Origin of the sequence: Mesorhizobium sp. M4B.F.Ca.ET.203.01.1.1 (assembly GCF_004791025.1) — a bacterium.
Taxonomy (GTDB): domain Bacteria; phylum Pseudomonadota; class Alphaproteobacteria; order Rhizobiales; family Rhizobiaceae; genus Mesorhizobium; species Mesorhizobium abyssinicae.
In genome coordinates this window covers 563275-584590 of record NZ_SRUO01000002.1, presented here as the reverse complement: position 1 = coordinate 584590, position 21316 = coordinate 563275, and the positions used below count along the sequence as shown (strand labels likewise).

Annotated in this window: 20 protein-coding genes and 2 pseudogenes; 6 read left to right on the top strand and 16 right to left on the bottom strand. The window is 65.6% G+C overall.

The genetic code is table 11. From position 1 onward, the window contains the following. Positions 1 to 146: 146 nt before the first annotated feature. The 7 genes from EN846_RS06075 to EN846_RS06045 all read right to left on the bottom strand — a co-directional run bounded on the left by EN846_RS06075 (position 147) and on the right by EN846_RS06045 (position 5661). A complete protein-coding gene (locus tag EN846_RS06075) occupies positions 147 to 638 on the bottom strand; it encodes a F0F1 ATP synthase subunit B (protein ID WP_127284235.1) in 492 nt (163 codons plus the stop codon). A 10-nt stretch (positions 639 to 648) separates the two neighbouring features. Continuing rightward, positions 649 to 1245: a F0F1 ATP synthase subunit B gene (locus tag EN846_RS06070; protein WP_127392822.1), complete on the bottom strand. Its 597-nt coding sequence runs from the start codon at positions 1243 to 1245 to the stop codon at positions 649 to 651. A 63-nt stretch (positions 1246 to 1308) separates the two neighbouring features. Further along, positions 1309 to 1533, bottom strand: a complete 225-nt coding sequence (locus tag EN846_RS06065) for a F0F1 ATP synthase subunit C (protein WP_006206606.1) — start codon at positions 1531 to 1533, stop codon at positions 1309 to 1311. A gap of 67 nt (positions 1534 to 1600) precedes the next feature. Next, positions 1601 to 2359, bottom strand: a complete 759-nt coding sequence (locus EN846_RS06060) for a F0F1 ATP synthase subunit A (protein ID WP_127284233.1) — start codon at positions 2357 to 2359, stop codon at positions 1601 to 1603. Between the two features lie 64 nt (positions 2360 to 2423). Further along, on the bottom strand, positions 2424 to 2816 hold the full coding sequence (locus EN846_RS06055) for an AtpZ/AtpI family protein (protein WP_127392823.1): 393 nt from the start codon (positions 2814 to 2816) through the stop codon (positions 2424 to 2426). Positions 2817 to 3082: 266 nt separating this feature from the next. After that, a complete protein-coding gene (locus EN846_RS06050) occupies positions 3083 to 4267 on the bottom strand; it encodes a cell wall hydrolase (protein ID WP_127392824.1) in 1185 nt (394 codons plus the stop codon). A 122-nt stretch (positions 4268 to 4389) separates the two neighbouring features. After that, positions 4390 to 5661 carry an MFS transporter gene (locus EN846_RS06045; protein ID WP_127392825.1) on the bottom strand — a complete coding sequence of 424 codons (1272 nt, stop codon included), beginning with the start codon at positions 5659 to 5661 and terminating at the stop codon, positions 4390 to 4392. Positions 5662 to 5778: 117 nt separating this feature from the next. On the opposite strand from EN846_RS06045, the gene EN846_RS06040 reads away from it, so the two are divergent. Continuing rightward, positions 5779 to 6756 (top strand): LysR substrate-binding domain-containing protein, encoded by a 978-nt coding sequence (locus EN846_RS06040; RefSeq protein ID WP_127392826.1) that lies wholly within the window; start codon positions 5779 to 5781, stop codon positions 6754 to 6756. A gap of 182 nt (positions 6757 to 6938) precedes the next feature. Here EN846_RS06040 and der read toward each other — a convergent pair whose 3' ends face one another. Further along, on the bottom strand, positions 6939 to 8366 hold the full coding sequence (der, locus tag EN846_RS06035) for a ribosome biogenesis GTPase Der (protein WP_128346143.1): 1428 nt from the start codon (positions 8364 to 8366) through the stop codon (positions 6939 to 6941). A gap of 6 nt (positions 8367 to 8372) precedes the next feature. After that, positions 8373 to 9038 (bottom strand): tetratricopeptide repeat protein, encoded by a 666-nt coding sequence (locus EN846_RS06030; protein WP_127284884.1) that lies wholly within the window; start codon positions 9036 to 9038, stop codon positions 8373 to 8375. A 203-nt stretch (positions 9039 to 9241) separates the two neighbouring features. Here EN846_RS06030 and EN846_RS06025 point away from each other — a divergent pair, with 203 nt between their 5' ends. After that, complete coding sequence (locus EN846_RS06025) at positions 9242 to 10243, top strand: polysaccharide deacetylase family protein (protein WP_127393776.1); 1002 nt, start codon at positions 9242 to 9244, stop codon at positions 10241 to 10243. 23 nt (positions 10244 to 10266) lie between these two features. On the opposite strand, the gene sbmA is transcribed toward EN846_RS06025, so the two are convergent. Further along, entirely contained in the window at positions 10267 to 11526 is a 1260-nt protein-coding gene (gene sbmA, locus EN846_RS06020; protein WP_127284886.1) for a peptide antibiotic transporter SbmA, read from the bottom strand. Positions 11527 to 11648: 122 nt separating this feature from the next. Beyond that, positions 11649 to 12796: pseudogene (locus EN846_RS06015) on the bottom strand (YbfB/YjiJ family MFS transporter). Between EN846_RS06015 and EN846_RS36505 the strand changes: the two are divergent. From EN846_RS36505 to EN846_RS05995, 4 genes are all read left to right on the top strand, one after another. Further along, complete coding sequence (locus tag EN846_RS36505) at positions 12741 to 13094, top strand: hypothetical protein (protein WP_187331264.1); 354 nt, start codon at positions 12741 to 12743, stop codon at positions 13092 to 13094. The pseudogene EN846_RS06015 and the gene EN846_RS36505 overlap by 56 nt on opposite strands. A gap of 109 nt (positions 13095 to 13203) precedes the next feature. Continuing rightward, positions 13204 to 14118 carry a LysR substrate-binding domain-containing protein gene (locus EN846_RS06005; RefSeq protein ID WP_187331215.1) on the top strand — a complete coding sequence of 305 codons (915 nt, stop codon included), beginning with the start codon at positions 13204 to 13206 and terminating at the stop codon, positions 14116 to 14118. Positions 14119 to 14196: 78 nt separating this feature from the next. Beyond that, complete coding sequence (locus EN846_RS06000; RefSeq protein ID WP_127394230.1) at positions 14197 to 15453, top strand: aminopeptidase; 1257 nt, start codon at positions 14197 to 14199, stop codon at positions 15451 to 15453. A gap of 22 nt (positions 15454 to 15475) precedes the next feature. Next, positions 15476 to 15832, top strand: a complete 357-nt coding sequence (locus tag EN846_RS05995) for a DUF488 domain-containing protein (RefSeq protein ID WP_128346141.1) — start codon at positions 15476 to 15478, stop codon at positions 15830 to 15832. 207 nt (positions 15833 to 16039) lie between these two features. Here the strand turns inward: EN846_RS05995 and EN846_RS05990 are convergent, their stop codons facing one another. From EN846_RS05990 to ggt, 5 genes and pseudogenes are all read right to left on the bottom strand, one after another. Continuing rightward, positions 16040 to 16393, bottom strand: coding sequence for an ArsC family reductase (locus EN846_RS05990; protein WP_127284891.1), 354 nt, complete (start codon positions 16391 to 16393; stop codon positions 16040 to 16042). A 231-nt stretch (positions 16394 to 16624) separates the two neighbouring features. After that, positions 16625 to 16978 (bottom strand): nuclear transport factor 2 family protein, encoded by a 354-nt coding sequence (locus tag EN846_RS05985; RefSeq protein ID WP_127393099.1) that lies wholly within the window; start codon positions 16976 to 16978, stop codon positions 16625 to 16627. Positions 16979 to 17128: 150 nt separating this feature from the next. After that, positions 17129 to 18114 (bottom strand): annotated as a pseudogene (locus EN846_RS05980) (2-dehydropantoate 2-reductase). Beyond that, positions 18114 to 19643, bottom strand: coding sequence for an acyl--CoA ligase (locus EN846_RS05975; protein ID WP_127393100.1), 1530 nt, complete (start codon positions 19641 to 19643; stop codon positions 18114 to 18116). Before EN846_RS05975 ends, EN846_RS05980 begins: the two are co-directional and overlap by 1 nt. Positions 19644 to 19714: 71 nt before the next feature. Then, positions 19715 to 21301, bottom strand: a complete 1587-nt coding sequence (gene ggt, locus EN846_RS05970; protein ID WP_127393101.1) for a gamma-glutamyltransferase — start codon at positions 21299 to 21301, stop codon at positions 19715 to 19717. Positions 21302 to 21316 lie beyond the last annotated feature (15 nt).

Here is a 21316-nt window from a genome sequence, read left to right as displayed (position 1 = left end):
CGTCCGCAAGAAAGTCGCGCCCAGTCGAACCGACCCCCTCTGTCGCCTTTGGCGACATCTCCCCCTCAAGGGGGGAGAATATCTCGCTCAAACAAAAGAGCCGCCGGGTTGCCCAGGCGGCTTTTTGATTTCTAACGGCGAAGCGCTCAGTTCAGCTTGGCCTTCACTTCCTGCAGCGCCGACTTGAAGAAGTCCGCGCCGGCCTTGGCGTCGACCTTGGCGGCAAGCAGCGCGCGGGCGGCCTCGACGGCGACGTCGACGGCGCTGGCACGCACTTCCGCAACTGCCTCGCGCTCGGCCTGGCCGATCTTCTGCTCGGCGAGCGCGGTGCGGCGCGTCACATAGTCCTCGGTCTTCTTGTGCGCCTCGGCGGCGAGCAGTTCGGCCTCGCGCTTGGCGGCGGCGACGATGTCGGCGGCCTCCTGCTCGGCTTCCTTGCGCTTCTTCTGGTACTGGCCGAGCAGCTGCTGGGCCTCTTCGCGCAGCCGGCGGGCTTCTTCAAGCTCGTTGCTGATCTTGGCGGCGCGGGCGTCCAGGCCCTTGGCGATCAGGCCGGGCACCTTGATGTAGACGGCAACGCCGAGGAAGATGATCAGGGCGACCGTGGCCCAGAGCGTTGCGAGAGATGTGGCGTCCATGATGCGCTCCTCACCGGGCCACGGATTTGACCGCGGCCGCGATCTCGGCCTTGCTGGCCTTGCCGCCGACAAGCGCCTCGACGATGGCCGAAGCGGTGTCCTCGGCGATGGTGCCGACTTCCTTCATGGCGTTAGCCTTGATCGACGCGATGCTGGCCTCGGCCGCGCCGAGCTTCTTGTCGAGCTCCGCCTCGACCTTCTTGCGGACGGCCTCGGCCTCGGCCTTGGCGGCATCGCCGGCCTGCTGGCCGATCGCATTGGCTCTCGACTTGGCTTCGGCCAGTTCCTGCTCGTAAGCAGCAACGGCGGCGTCAGCCTCGCCCTTCAGCCGGGCGGCATGGTCGAGGTCCTGCGTGATGCGGTCGTTGCGGACGTCGATGATGCCACCAAGGCGCGGCATCACCACCCGCTTCAGGAACAGGTAGAACAGCCCGAAGGTGATCGCCAGCCACAGCAACTGCGACGGGAACGTCGCCGGATCGAATGGCGGGAAGGTGCCGTGCGCCTCGCCGGGCACCTCGGTGCCGGCATGCGTTTCGGCTCCCGCACCGGCGGCGCCTTCGGCGGCCGGCGCTGACTCTTCTGCAAAGGCAGATGTCACGAACATGGACTATCCCCTGATATCAGGCCAGCCGCTGATCGCGGCCTGCCTGTCCAATCTTCCCAGTGCTCAGCCGAACAGGGCCAGAAGCGCGATGAGAAGGGAGAAGATGCCCAGAGCTTCGGTCACGGCGAAGCCGAAGATCAGGCGGCCGAACTGGCCATCAGCAGCCGACGGGTTGCGCAGCGCGCCCGCCAGGTAGCTGCCGAAGATGTTGCCGAGGCCGATGCCCGCGCCACCCATGCCCAGGCAAGCGATGCCGGCGCCGATGTACTTTGCTGCTTCTGCGTCCATTTCAAACTCCTTTGGATCTGTAATTCCGTTGCAATTCCATCCGGCGACGAATGCCGGAAACTCGTAATCAGTGCCCGGGATGCAGGGCGTCGTTCAGATACATGCAGGTGAGCACGGCAAACACGTAGGCCTGCAGGAAGGCGACCAGCAGTTCCAGCGCCGTCAGCGCGACGGCCATGGCAAGCGGCAGCACCGAGCCGGCGATGCCGACGGCGCCCAGCGCGCTCAGGCTGACGACGAAGCCGGAGAACACTTTCAGCGTGATGTGGCCGGCCAGCATGTTGGCGAACAGACGAACCGAGAGGCTGACCGGGCGCGACACGAAGGAGATCACCTCGATCAGCACCACCAGCGGCAGCAGGAAGACCGGCACGCCATGCGGCACGAACAGCTTGAGGAAGCCGAGGCCATGCTTGCCGAAGCCGTAGACGACGACGGTTCCGATGACCAGCGCGGCGAGGCCGAAGGTGACGATGATGTGGCTGGTGACGGTGAAGAAATAGGGGAACAGGCCGAGCAGGTTGGCGACCAGCACGAACATGAACAGCGAAAAGACGAAGGGGAAGAACTTCAGCCCCTGCGTTCCCGCCGAGTCCCGCAGCATGTTGGAGACGAACTCGTAGGCCATTTCCGAGACCGACTGCAGGCGGCCGGGAACGAGGCTGCGGCTGGCAGTGGTGAGGTAGAGGAAGGCCGATGCGACGGCGACGGTCGCGACCATGAACAAGGCGGAATTGGTGAAGGACAGGTCGTAGCCGCCGATGTTGATCGGAATCAGCTTGACGATATGGAACTGGTGGATCGGATCGACCTTGTCAGCAGCCACTTTACATCCCCGTCAAAGCCGCGAGCGGCCTCAGTGTCTTACCCAGCGCCAGGACGGCGCCACTTCATTCCTCCGGATCGCGCGGCGTGCCGCCCTGTCCGAATTGCGCCACCAGCCCCGCCGAACGCAGGACATTGAGGACGCCGGCGCCAAATCCCAGCAGCAGGCCGACGATCAGACCCCATGGCGATATTCCCGCCAGCCGGTCGATGATCCAGCCGATCGCGACACCGACCACTATGCCTGCGATGAACTCGCTGGACAGCTTGAGTGCCTGACCGTATCCGGTCACTGCTTTCGCGTCGTCTTTCCCCTCGAGCCGGTCCGGCCGTCTTGTCGCAAGCGATGCTTCAAGATCACGCCGGCGGCGCTCAAGATCGTCGTCGCGGATGTCGGCTTCGCGCTGCCTGCCGCGGCCGGTTTCTCCGGTTCCGTCTGGCCCGTTCGTGTCGGCCATCGCAACCCCCCTGCCCGGTCAGACCGCTAGCGTCCGTCCGCTTCTAAAGTCGCCGGCAACATAGTTAGAGGGTCCGCGCCCGTCAAGCCACGGGCCGAACTTCAAACCCATGTATTTTTTATTTTGAAATCAACAGCTTAAAGAGGTGCGACATCGTGCCCGTCGCGGTTCGGGGCAAGCGCCCGGCGAATCCTTGCAACCAAGGCTCCCCGGCTGCCGGCGTCCGGAGCCATCCGGACCACCCGGAAGGTCCCGGCGAAACAGCCTCAGCTCCAGCCGCCACCATAGGTGCGGTAGAAGATATGCAGGCCGATCTTGGTCATTCGCTTCATCGTGCGCGCCCAGCCCGGATGCACGTAATTGGCATAGTAGTGGGTCGACGAGCCGACTTCCGGAATGAAGATCTTGCCGGCTGTCACCGCCATGGCGACGTCCTGCGCGGTCTTGTAGGCGGCGGGATCGGTGACGCGCTTCTTGCGGCCGTCGCAGGCGAAGGAGAACTGGCAGCGGTTCAGCCAGTTGTCGTTCTGGTAGACGACGCCGCAGATCGACTTCGGATAGGCCGGGTTGCGCACGCGGTTGAGGATCACCTGGGCGACGGCGGCCTGGCCGCGCACGGATTCGCTGCGCGCCTCGAAATAGATGCCGTTGGCAAGGCAGGCCTGCTCCGGCTTGGAGAAGACGCTGGCCGGTAGCGGGTTCTGGATCCACCAGTGATCGCCCTTGGCCATCGGCGGGATGAAGCGGCCGCTGTTCGGCTCCTCGTCCTGCAGCAGCGCCTCGAAGGGCGAGGCCTTGGCATAGTCGGGCTCGGCCTGGGCATAGGCGGTGGCCAGCACGTCCGGCTTGTCGTTGTTGACGAGCGCCGCCAGCATGGCCGGCACGCCGGGATCCGGCTTCTTGTCCTCGCGGATGTGGAAGGCCTGGGCGATCTGGATCTCCTTGCCTTTGATGCCGGGCTTGGCGAAGGCGAGCTTCAGGCCGCTGTCCATGCTCGGGCGAAGCAGCGAGGATGTGCGTTCGAAGATTGAGCCGGCGTTGAAGGCCTTTGGTGGCGCCACCGGCGAGACCTGGACGATGCGGCCCTTCTTGTCGGCGCGCACGATGCGGTCCTCGTCCGGCGTCGTTCCCGCCACATTGCCCTTGCCGCGAAAGGCGACCGTGCCGACGCCCGGCAGTTGCACGCCGGAGCCGGAGATCGAGCCGGTGGAGGTGGAATCGACGAACGGCATCTCGGCGTTGTGGACCGAGCCCGCGACGGACTTTTCGACATAGGCGTTCCAGCGGGCGTTCGACGTCTCAAGGCCGGAAACGAGGCTGGTCATGTCCTGATAGGCGACGACCGACGGAAAGCCGACCCAGATGCCAAGGCCAATAACGAATGGAGACAGGAAGGAACGTTTTCTCTCACCGGCGGCGGCGACCAGCCGCTTCAAGACACGTCGATGCACGGAACTCTCCAGAAACGCAACTGACCCTCTGGAGAGCCAAAATGATGCATTAACCTTGATGGGGCGTTAACGCCATCGATCGTGTTTTTTTGATGTTGGCCTGAATCGGGACGGCGCCGGAATCAAGCTGGCCGCAGGAAGATCGGCCAGGCGATCAGCGCGCAGCCGGCCGCCGCCAGCCAGACGCCGGGCCATGCCCAGAGGTGCAGGAGCCCGGGAATGGCGATCGGCACCAGGCAGAAGCCGACGAAGACGAAGCTGTTGGCGAGGCTGAGCGCGGTTCCGACATGGCCGGGGCCGGCAAGCGTGGCAAGCTCGGTGTAGGCGACGCCGTGCCAGGTGGAGACCGCGATGCCTGCGACGACCAGCACGACTGGAAGCGCCGCCATCAGGGCCGGCCGGCCTGCGGCCGTGAGGACCAGCAGCCAGAGCACGGCGAAGGCCAGCGCGCTCAGCGCGCTGCACAGCCTGAGGAACGGGCGGCGGTTGCCGTGACGGTCGGTGTAGCGACCGCTCCAGACGCGCATGACCATGGCGCCGGTCTGCACGGCGGCGAGGCTCGCGCTGGTCGCCAATGTCCCCAGCCCTACGAAATCGTGCAGGAACACCGAGGCGAAGGTGAGCACCGCCACCTGCGGGAAGCAAAGCAGGCCGATGGCGCTCGAGATGCGCCAGACCTCGAGATTGTGCAGCGGCGCCGGACCGGCCGTCGCGGCGACATGACCGCCCCCTTCCGCCGGCGGTTCGTGCAGCCAGCGCCAGGCAAAGACGGCCGAGAGAGCGGAAACGGCTGCCAGCAGGCCGAAGACGGCGGCAAAGCCGAAGCCCAGGGCAAGCGAGGGCAGGACGAGCGCGCCGATGCCGCCGCCGAGCGGCACCGCCGTCTGCCTGATGCTCATGGCGAAACCGCGCTCGCCCTCGCGGAACCATCCCATGATGGCGCGGCCGCTGGAGCCGTTGACGCTGCCGCCGAGCAGGCCGGCGACGAGCAGACTTGCCGATAGCAGAGTGACGCCGGGGATGGCACCCTTTGTCGGTACGACGAGCATCGCCATGACGAACAGCCATGCCGCCGTCGCGCCGAGCCCGGTCAACAGAACGCGGCGATCGCCCCAGCGATCGGTGACCACGCCCCAGGGCAGTTCGCTGAGCGCCACGCCGAGGCCAAGAAGCCCGAGCGCGAGGCCGAGCGAGGCATCGTCGAGCTGATATCCCTGGCGCATCACCACCGCGGTGGCCGGCACGCCTGAGAAGGTCGCCGAGAACCCGGCATTGGCGGCGACGCCGATGCCCAGCACCTTCCAGCGATGGTTGGGTCCGAAGGTTTGGCTGGCGGTGCCGGAAACGGCTTTGGCAGGCGGCGGACAATCGGTGCGTGTGACGATGACGGACATGGTTCCATTCCCGTGGCGGCCGGCTGACCGGCTTGACGAGCGTGATGTAGCGCCGTAGCTTCGTCCATAAAATCAGGAAGTTTTTGACAAACGATCCTGAAATTCGGGACAATACTCATGCGACGCGTCACATTCGACCTCGACGTTCTCAGGACCTTCGTCACCGGCATGGAGCTGGGCAGCTTCGCCAAGGCGGCCGAGAGGCTCGGCCGCTCGACCTCGGCCGTCAGCGCACAGCTGAAAAAGCTGGAAGAACAGGCGGCGACGCCGATCTTCCGCAAGTCCGGGCGCGGGCTGGCGCTGACCGAGGCCGGCGAGACCATGCTCGGCTATGCACGCCGGCTGCTCGAACTCAACGACGAGGCGGCCGCCGCCATTCATGACGTCGAGCTGGAAGGCTGGGTGCGGCTCGGACTGCAGGAGGATTTCGGCGAGGCGGTGCTGCCGGAGGTGCTCGGCCGCTTCGCCCGCGCCCATCCCAAGGTCAGGATCGAGGCGCGGATCGCGCGCAGCCACGAACTCGCCGACCGGATCACCCAGGGCAGCCTCGACATCGCGCTTGCCTGGCACAATGGCGCGAGCCTGCCCTACAGCCGGCAGGTCGCCGATGTGCAGATGCGCTGGATCGGGCCGGCAAAGCCGATCGAGCTTGGCGCGCCCGGCGGCGAGCCCCTGCCGCTGGTGGCGCTGGAGGCGCCCTGCCTGCTGCGCACGGTGGCGACCGAAACGCTCGACCGCGCCGGCCTGTCCTGGCGGATGGCCTTCTCCAGCCCCAGCCTCGGCGGCATCTGGGCGGCGGTCGGCGCCGGTCTCGGGCTGACGATCCGCACCGATATCGGCCTGCCCGCCAATGTCAGGGCGATGGCGTCCGGGACGCTCGGGCTCCCTGCCCTGCCGAAGATGGCGCTGGTGCTGCACCAAAAGGACGCTGAGCTCGACCCGGTCGCGGCGCGGCTGGCGGAGATATTGCTGCAGGCGGCAGTGGAGGCGCTGCCCGAAAGCGCCGAGACGAAAGAGAACCTGCCGAAAGTCGCTTACTTTCTGGCCGAAGCCTATCGACTTCGTCATCCTAAGGCGCAGCCACGCGAAGCGTAGACCCTGGGATCCAGGCCGTTCCATCGACCGATTGTGTGCAACGGCGTAGAATTCTGCACCGTGAGCAGCGCCTGGAAGTTACGGCATGGAGCCTCGGGTCTGCGCGCGTCACTTCGCTCCTTGCTCCGCCCGTGGATGACGACCGGAGGGACGCGCTGGGACGCGCCGCCGACTCCAAAACCTCAGCGCTTCTTCGCCCTGCCCGCAAACGGGTTGTCCGAGGTGCGCAGCGCCATGCGGATCGGCACGCCGGGCATGTCGAAGGCCTCGCGCAGGCTGTTCGAGAGATAGCGGACGTAGGATTGCGGCATCGCGTCCGGCCGCGAGCAGGAGACGACGAAGCCCGGCGGGCGCGTCTTGGCCTGGGTGACATATTTGATCTTCAGCCGGCGGCCGGCGACGGCGGGCGGCGGGTGATGCGCGAGGATGCCTTCCAGCCAGCGGTTGAGCTTGCCGGTCGAGACGCGGCTGTTCCAGACCTTGTGCGTCTTGATGACGCTATCCATCAATTTGTCGAGGCCGCGCCCGGTCTCGGCCGACACCGTCACCGCCTGGATGCCGCGCACCTGCGGCAAGAGCCGCTCGGTCTTCTCGCGAAGTTCCGCCAGCAGTTCCTGCGGATTGTCGATCAGGTCCCACTTGTTGAAGGCAATGACCGGCGCGCGACCCTCGCGGATGATCAGGTCGGCGATCTGCAGGTCCTGCTTCTCGAACGGGATGGTGGCATCGAGCACGATGATGACGATCTCGGCAAAGCGGATGGCGCGCAGGCCGTCCTGCACCGAGAGCTTCTCGAGCTTCTCCTGGACCTTGGCCTTGCGCCGCATGCCGGCGGTGTCGAACAGCTTCATGCGGCGACCGCGCCAGTCCCAGTCGACCGAGATCGAATCGCGGGTGATGCCGGCTTCCGGTCCGGTCAGCAGCCGCTCCTCGCCGATCAGCGCGTTGATCAGCGTCGACTTGCCGGCGTTCGGACGGCCGACGACGGCGATGCGCATCGGCTTGGTGTCGTCATAGGCGGGCTCGGCATCGGGATCAGTGATGTCCTCGCCGATCAGCACCTCGCTGGCGGCGATCTCCGCATCGTCCTCCTCGTCCTCGCCGAAGGCACGTTCCTCGCCGAGCGCCGCGATCACCGCGTCGCGCAGGTCGGGCATGCCCTGGCCGTGTTCGGCCGAGACCGGGATCGGCTCGCCGAGGCCGAGCTCCCAGGCCTCCAGCATGCCGCCTTGCGCGCCGCGCGCCTCGGCCTTGTTGGCGACCAGCACCACCGGCTTGCCGGACTTGCGCACGACCTCGGCAAAGGTGCGGTCGTCGGGCAGCAGGCCGGACTTGGCGTCGATGGTGAAGAAGATCAGGTCGGCCTCGCGGATAGCGATCTCGGTCTGCTGGCGCATGCGACCGGGCAGCGTCGAGGCAGCCGCGTCCTCGAAGCCGGCGGTGTCGATGACGTCGAAGAAAAGATCGTAGAGCTTGGCGGCGTGGACGCGGCGGTCGCGGGTGACGCCCGGCGTGTCGTCGACGAGAGCCAGCTTCTTTCCGACCAGCCGATTGAAAAGAGTCGATTTGCCGACGTTAGGCCGGCCGATGATGGCGACTTTGAAGCCCATCCGGGGTCACGACGCGTTGCCCGACCCGCGGATCAGTTCGGACATCAAGGTCGCCCGCTGGCGCGCATTGCGCGGGGCGCCGTCATCCGAAGCGATCTGGTCGAACAGTTTGAGCGCGTCCGCCGTCTTGCCTTCCTTCCAGGCGGCAAGGCCGAGTGCCTCGCGCGCGGTGTGGCGCAGCGTGTTGGTGTCGGCGGTGAGCGCCTCGACACGGCTGGACACGTCTGCGAAGGAGCCGCTGTCGACGAGCAGCAGCGCTGCCCTCAGCCGCGCCATGTCGCGGATGCCCTGCGGGATGGCGTTGTCGGCCGCGACGTCGTCGAAATCCTTGACGGCGGCGGCGACGTCGCCCTTGTCGGCCTTGACCGTCGCGGCACGCATGCGGGCGAGCAGCGGATAGGCGCCGTAGCCGTCCTTCTGGAGCTGATCGAGGGCGGTGAGCGCCTCGTCGCTCTTGCCGTCATTGGCAAGCTTCAGCGCCTGCGAGAAAGCGTCGCCCGAGCGGTTGGCGCGGCTCTCGTCCCAATAGCGGTAGCCGACGACGGCGGCGGTGCCGAGCACGATCAGGATGGCAAGGCCAAGCAGCGCCGGACCAAAACGGTCCCACAGCGCCTGCGCCTGTTCGCGACGAATCTCTTCGTTGACTTCGCGGATAAAACTGTCGTCGGACATCAATCAAAACCATTGCTGCCCCGCACGGGGCGCTTCTTGAGCCCGCGTTTTAGCGAAATTTTGTCGGCATGGAAGGGGGCCGCCCGGAAAATCGGCGGATAGAGGATCGGACCCCGCAAGGAGCGCCCCGCCCGCCGACCGCACCCACGCCACATTTCGCCGCTAGCCGGTCGCCGACCGTCCCAATGCCCAGACCCTTGCCGATGCCCCGTCCATTCCCCGTTGCTGCGTCCAGTCTTGTCGCCCTCGCCCTCGCCGGCCCGGCGCTCGCCGACCCGCCGGCGCCGCCGGCCAAGCCGAAGCAGATCGTCATCATCTCCTTCGACAGCGCCCGCGAAATCTCGCAATGGCGGCGCAGCCGCGCCTTGGCCGAACGCACCGGCGCGCATTTCACCTATTTTGTCTCCTGCGTCTTCCTGCTGTCGCCGGAAACGCGCAAGGACTACACGGGGCCGGGAAAGAGCGCCGGCAAATCGAACATCGGCTTTGCCGCCTCGAAACAGGAGGTGGCGGAGCGGCTGGCGCAGATCAACCTGGCCGCCTCGGAAGGCCATGACATCGCCAGCCATGGCTGCGGCCATTTCGACGGCAAGGACTGGAGCAAGGCCGACTGGCTCGCCGAATTCGCCTCGTTCCAGCGCATCCTCGAGAATGCCTATTCGATCAACGGCATCGCGCCCGAACCGGCCGGCTGGCATGATTTAGCACGACATGCCGTGACAGGTTTTCGCGCACCGTACCTGTCGGCGAACAAGGCGCTTTACGAGGCGCTGCCGCAGGCGGGCTTTGAGTATGACGCCAGCGGCGTCTCGAAAGGCCCTGCCCTGCCGCCGGAGAGAGGCGGCATCACGCGCTTTTCGCTGCCGCAGATTCCGGAAGGGCCGAAGTCGAGGTCGGTAATAGCGATGGACTACAATCTCTATATCCGCCATTCCGGTGGCTTCGAGAAGCCGGGCATGGCGGCGGACTTCACGGAGCGGAGCTACCGCGCCTTCCGCGCCGCCTTCGACAAGCAGTACCAGGGCAAGCGCATCCCGCTGGAGCTCGGCTTCCATTTCACTCAGATGAACGGCGGCGCCTACTGGGACGCGCTGGAGCGCTTTGCCGGCGAAGTCTGCGTCATGCGGCAGGTCGAATGCATCAGTTTTCGCGATTATGTCGGGCGCCAGCGCGCCGGCGAGCGGCAGGCAACGGTCGGCGGCTGAGCCGCCCACGCCTTGCCAGACTCTCAGGCCGGATCCTCGGCGCTTTGCCTTGCCAGATAGCGCTGGTCGATATCCGGCAGCGGCTCACCCTGCAGCGTCGCTTCGAAGGCGCGCAGGCGCTTATGCACCGACTGCAGTTCGACGATGGTCGACCATGAGGTGAGCAGGAACTGCAGCGATCCCGTGACCTTGCCGAAGGCGTTCGAGATCTGGTTCAGCGCCCCGAAGGTGATCTTGTGCGCCACCAACGAGGGGCCGAGGATCAGCAGCGAGAAGATGTTGTCGGCCTGCAGATAGGTGTAACGGACGACATTGAAATAGATGTAGTGGAAATAGAGCCTGAAGTAATTTTGACGGACATTGGCGAAGAGCTCGGCGGTGGTCGCCGGCTGTGCCCTGTCGGCATGATCCTCACCGTAGACCAGTTCCTTGCGATAGGCGGCCTCGACGCGCTGGTTGCGGAACTGCAATCCCGGCAGCTTCAGGCCCGCGACCATCACCGAAATCGTGCCGAACAGACACCAGGCAAGTGCTGCGACAACCAGCGGCTGAGGGACTGCTCCGACAATCGGCAACTCGGTGATATGGGCCTGCAGCTGGATCATGACCGGCAGGAAGGCGATCAGCGTCATGATCGACTGGACGAAGCTGGAACCCAGATCCTCCATGATCTGCGAGAAGCGCATCGTGTCTTCCTGGATACGCTGCGAGGCACCTTCGATATGCCGCAGCCGGCCCCAGTTCGCCACGAAGTAGTCGTTCATCGCCGTGCGCCAGCGGAAGATCCAGTGACTGACGATGAAGGCGTTGACGACCTGCACATTCATGCCGACCAGCGCCAGCCACGAGAAGTCGGCCAATCCTAGGTAGAACTCGCTGTCGGTCGACTTTCCCGTGCCCGACATCAGGCCCTGCACATAGTCGAAGAACGGACCGTACCAGGCGTTGACGGCGACGCTGACCTGCACGTTGAAATAGATGAAGAACAGGATGACGGCCGTCATCAGGATCGACCAGTTCTGCCAGGGATGCGGCGAATACCAGGCCCAGAATGCGTAGAAGGCGGCCACGCAGAAAACGAAATAGAGATAGAACCACAGGAACGGCTTCGACCACAGCACGGCGATGCCGATGATCGGCGGCGCGCCGGCGGCTGCAGGCGGCAGGCCGATCAAGGCGCCCAGTTGCTCACCACCGAAGAACCAGAACAGGATCGCGGCAAGGCTCCAGACGGCGGCCGAGGTGAAGAAGAGCTTCGGCTGCGGGAAGAAGGATACGAACACTGTGGCGGGTTCCTCGGTCGAATCGCTGATCGGCGGTATTGCTGCTCGGCGGGCATAAGGTCACACATTAGGTGGAAAGAAAATGCCCGTGCCCGATGCCCGGCACCGAGCAAGACCACAAATCATGGCGATTTTGGCGCAGCCGACCAGCCGATGATGCCGGAGACGAGCAGGACGATGGCGGCCATGATCGAGGCCGAGACATAGTTGCCGGAGGCTTGCGCGAGCAGTCCGGCGGCGATCGGGCCGATGATCTGGCCAAGGCCGAAGGCGGCGGTCATCAGCGCAAAGATGCGGCGCGGCGCTTGCGGTGCAAGCTGCCTTGCCGCCTGCAGGCCGAGCGCGGTGATGGCGATGAATGTGCCGCCCAGCAGAACGCCGGCCAGCAGCGGCCCGGCATAGCCGCCGACAACGACGCTCGCGGCGACACCGACCACCTCGATCAGGCAAGCGAGCACGTAGGCTGGGTAAAGACCGAACCTTTCGGCGACCTTCTGCCACATCCAGACGGACGGAACGCCGGCAAGGCCGGTGACCATCCAGACCATGGCCTCGAAGACGCGCCCGCCGCCGCCCTGGCGCACGATGGCGACGAGGAAGGTCGCCGTCACCACATAGCCGAAGCCGAACAGGCCGTAGGCGACGATCATCTTGAGCAGCGAGCGGTGCTTCGGCAGTGCGGGCTCGCGGCCTTCGGCGCCGTTGATGGTCGATGTGGTGCCGGCAAGCAGGGCGACCGCGACGAGACCCAAAGCGGAGATCGCCGCCGCCCACAGCCAGCCCGCCGGCCAGCCGGCATGGCCGGTGACGAGAATTGACATCAATGCCGAGGAAGCCGCGATGCCGAGCCCGACGCCGCCGAAATGCAGCGCCTGCAGATCACTACGGCCGGCCACCGCAAGATGGCTGAAGACGATCGAGGCCATGAAGACCATGACGAAGGCGCTGGCGAGACCGGCAAGAAAGCGGATGGCGAGAAAGACCGCGATCGTGTCGCCGAGGCCCATCAGGGCGGCGAGCAAGGCGCTGGCGGCAAGGCCCGCGAACATCAGCATGCGCTCGCGCCCATGCCCCCAGCGAAGGCGCCGACGAGATAGCCGAGATAGTTGGCGGAGGCGATCCAGCCGGCATCGGCCGGCGACAGATGCAGTTCCTCCATCATGCCGGGCAGGATCGGCGTGTAGACGAAACGGCCGATGCCCATGGCGACAGCCATGGCGAGCATGCCGGCCAAGGCAAGCCGCAAGGGCGATGGCGAGGCGGTTTTCATTGCGGCGCACAATAAGTGTGCCGAGCAGAAAGACAATGCGCTTGTGTTGGGCCAGTTCGGAATGCCGATGGGCGCGTGCCCGCCAGCCGGAAACAGTTCGATTGTCTTACCGACAGGCTGGGCGCGCCGTCTCATGATCTGTGCGCCGGGCCGTCAGCCGGAAGGGGACATCGCCCAGTTCGCGCTCCGACATGGTGTCGAATACAGGATGCGACAACGGGTCGACGATCCAGCGGGTAATCTCGCCATCATGGCGGTTTCGCCGTGCGTCATCGGCGGAAAAGACCTTGAGCAATGATAAAATCTTCATCGAATTGCCTCCAATGGTCGGGCTTCAGCCCCAAAAATCAGCCTTTTCGTGCCGGGTTTCAATTGAGATTTCCCGATTGCCGTTTTAGAAAATCTACATGACTGTGCTGAACCGCGTCCATCTGAACGGCCTGCGCGCCGTCGAAACCGTCGCCCGGCTGGGCTCGCTCGCGGCGGCGGCCGGCGAGCTCAACGTCTCGGCCAGCGCCGTCAGCCAGCAGATCAAGCGCACGGAAAAGCAGCTCGGCCAGGCGCTGTTCGAACGCACGCCGGGCGGCCTTGTTCCGACGGAGTTCGGCGCGGTGTTCACGGCAAGGCTTGGCGCGGGCTTCCGCGAACTGGCGCAGGCGGTGGCGCTGGCCGACGAGGCCAGCCAATGCACGCTGGTGGTTTCGGTGGCCCCGGCCTTCGCGTCGAAATGGCTGCTGCCGAGGCTGTCGCGGCATTTCGCCCGGTATCCGAACGTGCTGTTGCGCATCGACGCCTCGGGCCGGGTCGCCGATCTCGACCATTCCGACATCGATATCGGCATCCGGATGGGCGACGGCAAATGGCCAGGCGTGCAAGCGGAACTGCTTCTGGCGCAGGAAGTGTTCCCGGTCTGCGCGCCGTCGATCGCAGCCAGACTGCGCTCGATCGAGGACCTGGCGCAGACCTGCGCCATCACCGACGAGCGGTCGATGATCAGCTGGGACAGCTGGTTCGCGGCGGCCGGCGTCGAGCCGGTCACCTTTCTCAAGGGGGCACGCTTCACCGATCCAATGCTGTGCCTGGAATCGGCGATCGCCGGCCATGGCGTCATGCTTGCCTGGCAGTTGCTGACCGCCGACGCGCTGGCAGACGGCCGGCTGGCCGCGCCGTTCGGCGTACGCGCCGAGAGCGGGCTTGGCTACTGGATGGTGACCTCGGCGACAAAAAGCGAGAGTCGCAAGGTGCGCGACTTCAAAGCCTGGATCCGCGAGGAAATCGCGGCGACCATGGCGCAGTTCCGGTCGCTGGACAGCGCCGCCTGAGCCAGTCGATCCTTGTGGAAAGGCTAGCCCTGCCGGTCTATGTATGGGCCAGACCCCAACATCACGGCAGGCAGGATCATGACCACACATTCGCGCGGCGTTGCAGCAACCATCGACCCGGTGAAGCTCGACAGGCTGGCCGAAGTCGCCATCAAGGTCGGGCTGCAGTTGCAGCCGGGACAAGACCTTGTGGTGACGTCGTCGATCGCGGCCCTGCCCTTGACGCGGCGCATCGTCGAGCACGCCTACAAGGCCGGCGCGGGGCTGGTGACGCCGATCTTCAATGATGACGAGATCACCCTGGCGCGCTTCCGCTACGGCGCGGACGCCGGCTTCGACCGTGCCGCCGGCTGGCTCTATGAAGGCATGGCGAAGGCCTTCTCCAACAATGCGGCGCGGCTTGCCGTGCGCGGCGAGGACCCCTCGCTCCTGTCGGCGCAGGATCCGGCCAAGGTGGCGCGCGCCAACAAAGCGAACTCGATGGCCTACCAGCCGGCACTGGAGAAGATCACCGGCTTCGACATCAACTGGAACATTGTCGCCTATCCCGACCTTGCCTGGGCCAAGCAGGTGTTCCCCGGCGATGCCGACGACGTCGCGGTGGCCAAGCTCGCCGATGCGATCTTCTCGGCCTCGCGCGTCGACGTCGAGGATCCGATCGGCAATTGGAAGGCGCACAACGCCGCGTTGGCCGAGCGCACGAAATGGTTGAACGAGCACAATTTCCATGCGCTGCATTTCACCGGGCCGGGCACCGACCTGACCGTCGGGCTGGCCGAAGGCCATGAATGGATGGGCGGCGCCTCGACGGCCAAAAACGGCGTCACCTGCAACCCGAACATCCCGACCGAGGAGGTGTTCACCACACCGCATGCAAGGCGGGTCTCCGGCCACGTCTCCTCGACCAAGCCGCTCTCCTACCAGGGCACGCTGATCGACGAGATCTCGGTACGCTTCGAGGAAGGCCGGATCGTCGAGGCCAAGGCCTCCAAGGGCGAGGACGTGCTGAAGAAGGTGCTCGACACCGACGAAGGCGCGCGCCGCCTCGGCGAGGTGGCGCTGGTGCCGCATTCCTCGCCGATCTCGAAGAGCGGATTGCTGTTCTTCAACACGCTGTTCGACGAGAACGCCGCCTGCCACATCGCGCTCGGCCAGTGCTATTCGAAGTGCTTCGTGGACGGCGCCTCGCTCAGCCAGGACGAGATCGCTGCGCGCGGCGGCAACAAGAGTTTTATTCACATCGACTGGATGATCGGCTCGGACAAGATCGACATCGACGGCCTCGGCAAGGACGGCAGCCGCGTGCCGGTGATGCGCAAGGGCGAGTGGGCCTGAGGTTTCCGAACTCGGAGGTGCGATGGCCTTCGATATTGCCGTAAAGCGCGTCTATGAGGCGCCGGCGAAAGCGGACGGCCAGCGGGTGCTGGTCGACCGCATCTGGCCGCGCGGCATTGCCAAGAAGGATGCCGCGCTGACGCTATGGCTGAAGGAGATCGCGCCGAGCGACGAACTGCGCAAATGGTTCGGGCACGAGCCGGAGCGCTGGGCGGAGTTTCGGAAGCGGTATTCGGCGGAACTGGATGGGAATGGCGAGGCGGTGGCCCAGCTGCGCGCATTGCTCGGCAAAGGCAAGGTGACGCTGCTCTATGGTGCGCATGATGAGGTGCACAACAACGCGGTGGCGCTGGCGAGGTATTTGCGCGCCCAAGCATAAATGCTGAGACGTCGAGTTCCTTCGCCCCCTCTCTGTCCTGCCGGACATCTCCCCCTCAAGGGGGGAGATCAGCTGTCGCGCCGGCTTTCGCCAAATCGCCAACGCCGCAGGAATGAGCGACGCGCCAAAGCTGCCTATCTCCCCCTCAGGGGGAGATGTCCGGCAGGACAGAGAGGGGGCGAAGGAACGCGGCGTAAGCAGTCGAGCCTACTTCCCGCCAACCGCCTCCTCATAGACCTCCGGCTTGAACCCAACCAGGATGCGGTCGCCCACCTCCAGCACCGGTCGCTTGATCATCGTCGGCTTGGCCAGCATCAGCTTCTTTGCCTTCTTCTCGTCGAGCGCACCCTTCTCCTCGTCGGGCAGTTCGCGAAAAGTCGTGCTCCCCTTGTTGAGCAGCTTTTCCCAGCCGACCTTTCCGACCCAGCCGTTCAGCCTCTCCGCCTCGATGCCCTCGGCCCGGTAGTCGTGGAAGCGGTAGGCGACGTCGCGGCTCTCCAACCAGACGCGCGCCTTCTTGATCGTGTCGCAGTTGGTGATGCCGTACATGGTGATCGTCAAAACAGACCTCGGGCAGATGGGTTCGCGAATCTGACGACAAGCTAGGCCCGCCCTGCCCGCTTTGCCAGCGACTTAGGCCGAGCTTCCTTGACGGCTGGGGCACGGTTGCCGATGCGGACCATGCGAGGACGATTTGAGACATCACATGGCGGCCAGCATGTCATCCCAGCCGCCATGCCTGACTTTAACCGTGCGCGATGCGAGCCCTGGAGGCTGCTGGAATTTCACGCTTCAATAGTAAAAACGCTCTTCGCTGATCTTGCCGTTCTTGACCGTATAGAGGCCGACCTCATCCATGGTGACGCGCTCGCCGGTGGATTTGGGCGTTATGTCGAACTTGAAGCGCAGCGCGAACTGGTCGCCATTGACATAGGGGCCGTCGACCGAGCCGCCGTGAACCTCATGGTTCGCTTCCCACCACTCGCCCTTCTGCTTGACGGCTTCCTTGCCGCTGCAAACAGCCATCGGCCCTTCCATGGCCTCATAGCTGACGATGTCGTCGGCATTGTACCTCGCGGCAGCACTGTGGCTGTCGCCCTGCTTGAGGAGTTCCGTGAAATCCTTGGCAATTTCAGCAGTGGTCATGACTTCCTCCTGTTCAGACCAGTCGCAGGTAGGGGGTCGACTGCTCGGCTACTACCGCCGGCCTGTCCCACAGGTGACAATTCGTGTCAGGAGAGACAGGTCCAGCTTGCAGCGATTTGAAATGCTCGCATGGCGACCAATGCGTCGTCCTTACAACGGGGCATAACAACCGCGCTTGATGGCCAGCCGCCGCACCAGCGCCAGCACGCTGTCGATGGCCGGCGTCGGCTTGCCGGTCAGGCGGCCGAGTTCCTGCACCGCGCTCACCAGCGCGTCGATCTCCATGGGGCGGCCGCGCTCCAGATCCTGCAGCATCGAAGTCTTGTGCTCGCCGACGTCGCCGGCGCCCTTGATGCGCTTGTCGACGGGGATCGGAAAGCGGACGCCGAGGCTTTCGCCGATCGCTTGCGCCTCCAGCATCATGGCGCGGGCAAGCGTTCGCGTTCCCTCGTCGGCGACGATGGCCGCGAGCGTGCTGCCGGTCAGCGCCGAGATCGGATTGAAGGACAGATTGCCCCAGAGTTTTATCCAGATCTCCGAGCGGATGTCCTCGCGCACCGGCGCCTGCAGTCCGGCTTTGACCATCTCGCGCGCCAGCGCGGTTACGCGCTCGCTCTTTTCGCCGGACGGCTCGCCAAGCGAGAACCGCGTACCCTCGACATGGCGGATCAGGCCGGGGGCATCGACCTCCGCGGCGGGATAGACGACGGAGCCGATGACGCGCTGCGGGCCGATGCGCTGCCAGATCGTGCCGCCGGGATCGACCGCCTGGATGCGCGTGCCTTCGAGCGCGCCGCCGGCCTTGTAGAAGTACCACCAGGGCACGCCGTTCTGCATGGTAACCACCGCTGTCTCCGGCCCAAGCAGCGGTGCGATCTGGTCGAGCGCCGGCGCCAGCGAATGGGCCTTCAGCGCCAGCACGACATAGTCCTGCACGCCGAGCTCTTCCGCGCGGGCGGCGCCCTCACTGGCGCGGCAATCTCGCTCTCGCCCTCGATCAGCCTGAGGCCATCGGCCTTGATCGCCTCGAGATGCGCGCCGCGCGCCACGACCGACAGATCGACTGTGCCTGCGGCTGCCAGCTTGGCGGCGAGATAGCCGCCGATGGCGCCGGCGCCGAACACGGTGACGCGCATCAGCCGAGCCCGAGTTTTGCCGCGAGACCGATGCGCTGCAATTTTCCCGTCGCGCCCTTCGGGATCTCGTCCAGGATCAGCACCTTGCGCGGCACCTTGAAATCGGCGAGCCGAGTCGACGCAAAGCCGCGTATGTCGGACTCGCTGGCGCTCTGGCCTTCGCGCAGCACGACAGCGGCCGCGACCTCTTCGCCGAGCTTGTCGTGCGGCATGGCGAAGGTGACGACCTGCGCCACCGCCGGATGGTCCATCAGTACGCCGTCGACCTCGAGCGGCGAGATTTTTTCGCCGCCGCGATTGATGATCTCCTTCAGCCGGCCGGTGACGCGCAGATAGCCATCCTCGTCGAGCACGCCCTGGTCGCCGGTATGGAACCAGCCGTGGGCGAAGGCGCTGGCGTTGGCGTCGGGATTCTTCTCGTAGCCTGCGGTGACGTTGGGGCCGCTAATGACGATCTCGCCGGTCTCGCCGGCGTCAAGCAGCCGTCCGTCCGGCGCCATGACAGCTACGTCCGGTCCGGCCGCGGCGCCGACGCTGCCCGGCTTGCGCTGGCCTGGCGGCAGGCGGTTGGACGCCATCTGATGCGCGGCCTCGGTCATGCCGTAGGATTCGATCACCGGGCAGCCGAAGGTCGCCTCCAGCTCGGCCATCACCTGCGCCGGCAAGGACGCGGAGGACGAGCGGATGAAGCGCAGCGGTGCCGCCGCAAGCGCTTCCGCATTGCGCGCGGCGCGCGGCAGGATCGCCTGATGCATGGTCGGCACCGCCGTGTACCAGCTCGGCTTTGCCTCGCCCAGCCAGTGGAAGAAGCGTAGCGCATTGAAGCCCGGCGTGCAGAAGACGCTGCCACCGGCGGCGAGCGAGGACAGCACAGCCGCGATCAGCCCGTGAATGTGGAAGAGCGGCATGATGTTGAGGCAGCGATCGGCCGAGGTCAGGCCGAGCGTCGCGCCGATATGCGCGGCCGAGGCGGCAAGATTGGCATGGCTTAATGGCACCAGCTTCGGGCGCGAGGTGGTGCCGGAAGTGTGGAGAAGCAGCGCGATGTCGCCGTCCGCTGCCAATCCCGACGCGACGGGCGGGCCGACCGGATCGCCTTCGATGGCGAAGCTGCCGGCGGGCGCGTCATCCGGCGGCAGCAACCGCAGCACGCGGATGCCGAGACGCTCGGCGACTTCGACCGCCGGCCCGTGCTCATCCCTGGCAACCAGAATCGCCCTGGCGCCGATGTCCGAGAGATAGAAATCGAGCTCGTCGGCCCGATAGGCCGGATTGAGCGGAGCAGTCGAGGCGGCCGCCGCCACGGCGAGGAAGGCGGTCGCCATCTCCGGTCCGTTCGGCAGCACGATGGCCACGCGGTCGCCACGGCCGAGGCCGAGCGCATTCAGCTTCGCGACCGTCTCGCGGATCAGCCGGCGCAGCCCGCCATGGGTGAGCGTCGGCCTGTCAGGGGCCGAAACAGCCGGCGCGTCAGCGGCGCCGGAGGCGAGGCGGTGCGCAAGGTACACGGTGTCAGCGGTATTGGTCATGGTCACCGACTATCTTTCCAGCCTGCAAAAATCCAGCCGAGCGGCAGCATTCAATCGTGAAACCGCGGGCATCAGTATCCGAGCGCCATTCCATCCTTGCGCGGATCGGAAGCGCCGGTCAGCGTTCCCTTCTCCCAGTCGATCAGCACGGCCTGCCCGCCGCCCAGCGGGTGATCCGGCTCCACCACCTGATGGCCGCGCCGGTGCAGGCCTTCAACTGTGTCGGGGCGGACGTTTCGCTCCGCCTCGACGACGTCGTGATTGTAGAAGACGCGCGGCGCGTCCAGCGCCTGCTGCGGGTCCATGCCGAAGTCGATCATATTGGTCAAAAGATGGACATGGCCGAAAGGCTGGTAGCCGCCGCCCATGACGCCGAACGGCATCACCGCGCGGCCGTCCTTCGTCATCATGCCCGGCATGATGGTGTGCATCGGCCGCTTGCCGGGGGCTATCGCGTTCGGATGTTTCGGATCGAGCCGGAAGCTGGTGCCCCTGTTCTGCAGCACGACGCCGGTCTTTGGGCTGACGACGCCGCTGCCGAAGGAATAGTAGGTCGAGTTGATGAAGCTGACCGCGTTCAAGTCACGGTCGACGACGGAGATGTAGACCGTGTCGCTGCCCGGCAGATCGAGGCGCGGCAAATCGGTCATGGCGCGTTCGCGATCGATGGCGGCGCGCAGCCGGTCGGCATAGACGGCGGACAAAAGCTCTTTCACCGGGACGGCGACATGATCCTGGTCGCCGAGAAATGTATCGCGGTCGCGGTAGGCGAGCCGCCCGGCCTCGATCTCCAGATGCAGGCGCTCGGCGCCATTGGGGTCGAGCCCGCCAAGCTCAAAACCGGAGAGCACGTTCAACATCAAAAGCGCGGTCAGGCCCTGATTGTTCGGCGGCATCTGATGGATGCCGTAGCCCTTGTAGGAGATGCCGACCGGGGCCTTGTAGTCGCCCTTGGTCGAAGCGAAATCGTCGAGCGTGTGCAGCCCGCCGAGCTGGCGCAAGCGACCGACGATGTCCTCGGCCACCGCACCCTCGTAGAAGCCGGCACGGCCTTTCCTGGCGATGATGCGCAGCGTTTCGGCGAGCTCCGGCTGGCGATGGACGTCGCCGGCCCTGGGTGGTTTGCCGCCGGGCAGGAAGATGCGCGCCGCGACCTCGTCGGCCGACAGATCGGTCTCGGGATCTTTCCAGTCGAAGGCGACGCGGTCGTGCACGACATAGCCGTTTTCGGCATAGTGGATCGCCGGCGCCAGCGCGTCGGCGATGCCCTTGCGGCCATGATCCTCCAGCAGCCTGCACCAGGCGTCGACGGCCCCCGGAATGGTGACCGCATGCGGGCCCTGCTTTGGCAATTCGCTGAAGCCCTTCTCCAGATACCAGTCGACGGTCGCCGCCGCCGGCGCCCTGCCCGAGCCGTTGAAGGCGAGCACATTCCCCTCGCCCTTAGGGCAATAAAGCACGAAACAATCGCCACCGATGCCGGTCGACTGCGGCTCGACCACGGCCTGCACGGCGGCGGCGCAGACGGCGGCGTCCATCGCATTGCCGCCGGAGCGCAGCATCTCGATCGCGGCGAGGGTCGAGAGCGGATGCGAGGTCGCGGCCATGGCTTCGGTGGCGCGGACCGGCGAGCGGCCGGGAAACTGAAAATCACGCATGCTGTTACGGTATCC